A 3,741-nucleotide genomic window follows, 5' to 3' on the forward strand; every position below is an offset into this window, starting at 1 on the left:
CGGGGGCACGGAGCCGGGCGGGGGAGACGGCGCCCGTTCGCGTCCCGCGGTGGCGCGGTGGATGCTGGAGGAAGCCCCGCGCGCCGCCGAGAGCGGCAGTCGGCCTGCGAAATAGACAGCGATCCTCGCAAAAATTGACCCTTTGCAAGGCTGGACAGGGAGAAACCCTTCATTAAACTGGCCGAGCTGCGGCCGCTCGACCGCATCCGACATTTACCCCATGTACCGGTGCGGTGGGGTGGGCCCCGGTCCATTCCGCAACCATGACACCCCCATGAGACAAGGACCGTGATCGACGTGAAGGTCGGCATCCCCCGCGAAGTCAAGAACAACGAGTTCCGCGTGGCCATCACCCCGGCCGGTGTGCACGAGCTCGTACGCAACGGGCACCAGGTTTACGTGGAGCGGAGCGCCGGCGAGGGCTCCTCCATCCCCGACCGGGAGTACGCCGAGGCCGGCGCCGTCATCCTGGACAGCGCCGACGAGGTGTGGGCCACCGCCGAACTGCTGCTGAAGGTCAAGGAGCCGGTCGCCGAGGAGTACCACCGGCTGCGCAAGGACCAGACGCTGTTCACCTACCTCCACCTGGCCGCGTCCCGCGAGTGCACCGACGCGCTGCTGCGCTCGGGCACCACCGCCATCGCCTACGAGACGGTGGAGACAGCCGACCGCGCGCTGCCCCTGCTGGCGCCCATGTCGGAGGTGGCGGGCCGGATCGCCCCGCAGGTGGGCGCGTACCACCTGATGCGCTCGGCCGGCGGCCGCGGAGTGCTGCCCGGCGGCGTGCCGGGCGTCGCGCCGAGCCGTGCCGTGGTCATAGGCGGCGGCGTCTCGGGCTGGAACGCCACCCAGATCGCCGTCGGCATGGGCTTCCACGTCACCCTGCTCGACAAGGACGTGCGCAAGCTGCGCGAGGCCGACCGGATCTTCGGCACCCGGGTGCGGACGATCACATCCAACGCGTACGAGCTGGAGAAGGCCGTCCTCGACGCCGACCTGGTCGTCGGCGCGGTGCTGATCCCGGGCGCCAAGGCGCCGAAGCTGGTCACCAACGAGCTGGTGTCGCGGATGAAGCCGGGCAGTGTCCTGGTGGACATCGCGATCGACCAGGGCGGCTGCTTCGAGGACTCGCGCCCCACCACCCATGCGGAGCCGACCTTCGCCGTCCACGACTCGGTCTTCTACTGCGTCGCCAACATGCCCGGCGCGGTGCCGAGCACCTCGACGTACGCGCTGACCAACGCCACGCTGCCGTACATCGTCGAGCTGGCCAACCACGGCTGGCGCGACGCCCTGCGCCGCGACCCCGTGCTCGCCAGGGGCCTCAACGTCCACGACGGCGAGGTCACCTACGGCCCGGTCGCCGAGGCGCACGGGCTGCCGGTGCGCGAGCCGGCCTCGCTGCTCGGCTGACGGCCCGGTGGCCGGCCGGCGGTCGGGCCGGCCGGTCGGCGGGCTGCCGACGGAGTAGACAAGTCGTCATATGAAGTGCCGGTGACGGTCAACGGTGTGCGTCAACATCACCCGTCAACACCGTCACCGCCGTTCCACCGGCCGGACCCCGGGCCTCCCGGGGTCCGGCCGGCGGTTTCCCTCGTGTGACCGGAGGTTCGGCCCCGATGCGGGGTCCGCGCCGGGCCGACGCGGCGTCAACTCGCCGCGATCGTCGTACTTCGCCCCTTTCGCGCCCCCGGAAGACCCCGTCCGCGCGGCTGTTACACCCTTGACAGACGGGTACATGGTTGCCGACACATCCGGCCGTCTGCGGCGGATTGTGTTGCTGCGGACGGCCGACACGCCATAGAGTCGCCAATCATCGGCATGGTGCCACGCTGACCTGTCTAGAAGTTTCCTGGTCACCAAGGAGGTAGGACGACTTGTGAATGAGTCGACATTTACTCCCCCAGGTGGACGACCGGGAATGCCTTCGCGGGGCGAAGCCCCCTCGGGACTCGAAGCCGTCGGCTCCGTCGCTGTCCAGACTTTCGCAGCCCACCAGAACCAGGCGAGCATGACAGCCAATCAGAGCATGGACGGCCACCGAGCGAACGCCATGGCCGCCGACCGCAGGGGCGGCGAGACCGGCCGGCCGGCCGACCACGCGGACCCCCACTACGAGGAACTCCCCGAGGGGCACTTCTACGACCCCGACGCGGAGTACGAGCCCGACCCCGAGTACGCGGCCACCCTCGCGCCCGACGCCGCCCGCCAGCGCCGTGAGCGCATCGGGCCCACGGGCCGGCCGCTGCCGTACTTCCCGATCCCGGGCCCGGTCGCCGAGCACGGCCCGGCGAAGATCATCGCGATGTGCAACCAGAAGGGCGGGGTGGGCAAGACCACCTCGACCATCAACCTGGGCGCCGCGCTCGCCGAGTACGGCCGCCGGGTGCTGCTGGTGGACTTCGACCCCCAGGGCGCCCTCTCCGTCGGCCTCGGGGTCAACCCGATGGAGTTGGACCTGACCGTCTACAACCTGCTCATGGAGCGGGGCATGTCGGCGGACGAGGTGCTGCTGAAGACGGCCGTGGCGGGCATGGACCTGCTGCCCAGCAACATCGACCTGTCCGCGGCCGAGGTGCAGCTCGTCAGCGAGGTCGCCCGCGAGTCGACGCTCCAGCGCGCCCTGACGCCGCTGCTGCCCGACTACGACTTCATCGTCATCGACTGCCAGCCGTCGCTCGGCCTGCTCACCGTCAACGCGCTGACCGCGGCGCACAAGGTGATCGTGCCGCTGGAGTGCGAGTTCTTCGCGCTGCGCGGGGTGGCGCTGCTGACCGAGACGATCGAGAAGGTCCAGGAGCGGCTCAACCCGGAACTGGAGCTCGACGGCATCCTGGCGACGATGTACGACTCGCGCACCGTGCACAGCAGGGAGGTGCTCGCGCGCGTGGTCGAGGCGTTCGACGACAACGTGTACCACACCGTCATCGGGCGCACGGTCCGCTTCCCGGAGACCACGGTCGCCGGGGAGCCGATCACCACCTACGCCTCCAACTCCGTCGGTGCCGCCGCCTACCGCCAGCTCGCCAGGGAGGTGCTCGCCCGGTGCCACGCCGAGTGAGTCTCCCGGCAGCCGACGAACTGTTCCGTTCCACCGGAGGGTCCCCGGTCCAGCCGTCGACCCCCCAGCAGCACACCGGCGGCGACGCTTCCGCCGCCGCCCGGCTCCCCGCCCCGGCGGGCGAGCAGGGCGCCGCGGGAGACCACGCCCCCGCGGGCGACGGCGAGGGCCCGGAGCGTACGGCGGGTGCCGCCGGAGCCCCGGAGACCGGCGGCCGCGAATCCCGGCAGCCCCCGGTGCCCGGCCAGAACGCCGGGCGCGGCGGCCGCGACACGGCGGAGGCCCGCCGGGCCGCCGGCCAGCCCCCGGCCCAGCCCGCCGCGGGCGCGGCCCGGGGCCAGGGCAGGGGCCGTACGGCCGTGGGCGCCGCGGCGCCCCGGCGCGGCAGGCCCGCGGCCCGGCGCCCCAGCGGGCGCGAGCGCCACGACGAGAAGATCACGGTCTACGTCTCCGCCGAGGAACTGATGGACCTCGAGCACGCCCGGCTGGTGCTCCGCGGCGAGCACGGCCTGGCCGTGGACCGCGGTCGGATCGTCCGCGAGGCGGTCGCCGTGGTCCTCGCGGACCTGGAGGCGCGCGGCGACGCGAGCATCCTGGTGCGCCGCCTGCGCGGCCGCTGACCCGCGGGGCGGTAGCCTGCCCCGCGATGCCGACCGCCGACGACCCCGCGCCGACCCCCC

General features: G+C 72.4%; 3 protein-coding genes. All 3 read left to right on the forward strand.

The window, feature by feature from the left end; genetic code table 11:
• Positions 1 to 297 precede the first annotated feature (297 nt).
• The 3 genes from ald to L7D48_RS27210 all read left to right on the forward strand — a co-directional run bounded on the left by ald (position 298) and on the right by L7D48_RS27210 (position 3,681).
• Positions 298 to 1,413, forward strand: a complete 1,116-nt coding sequence (gene ald, locus L7D48_RS27200) for an alanine dehydrogenase (protein WP_237883506.1) — start codon at positions 298 to 300, stop codon at positions 1,411 to 1,413.
• Between the two features lie 508 nt (positions 1,414 to 1,921).
• Positions 1,922 to 3,061 (forward strand): ParA family protein, encoded by a 1,140-nt coding sequence (locus tag L7D48_RS27205; protein ID WP_237883502.1) that lies wholly within the window; start codon positions 1,922 to 1,924, stop codon positions 3,059 to 3,061.
• Complete coding sequence (locus tag L7D48_RS27210; RefSeq protein WP_237883504.1) at positions 3,058 to 3,681, forward strand: hypothetical protein; 624 nt, start codon at positions 3,058 to 3,060, stop codon at positions 3,679 to 3,681. Before L7D48_RS27205 ends, L7D48_RS27210 begins: the two co-directional genes overlap by 4 nt.
• The last annotated feature ends 60 nt before the right edge of the window (positions 3,682 to 3,741 follow it).

Source organism: Streptomyces sp. ICN903, assembly GCF_022015835.1.
GTDB classification, from domain to species: Bacteria; Actinomycetota; Actinomycetes; order Streptomycetales; family Streptomycetaceae; genus Streptomyces; species Streptomyces fenghuangensis.

Excerpts from the sequence above, each read along its gene's own strand:
- L7D48_RS27205 (WP_237883502.1), top strand. The coding sequence starts at position 1,922 with ATGCCTTCGCGGGGCGAAGCCCCCTCGGGACTCGAAGCCGTCGGCTCC.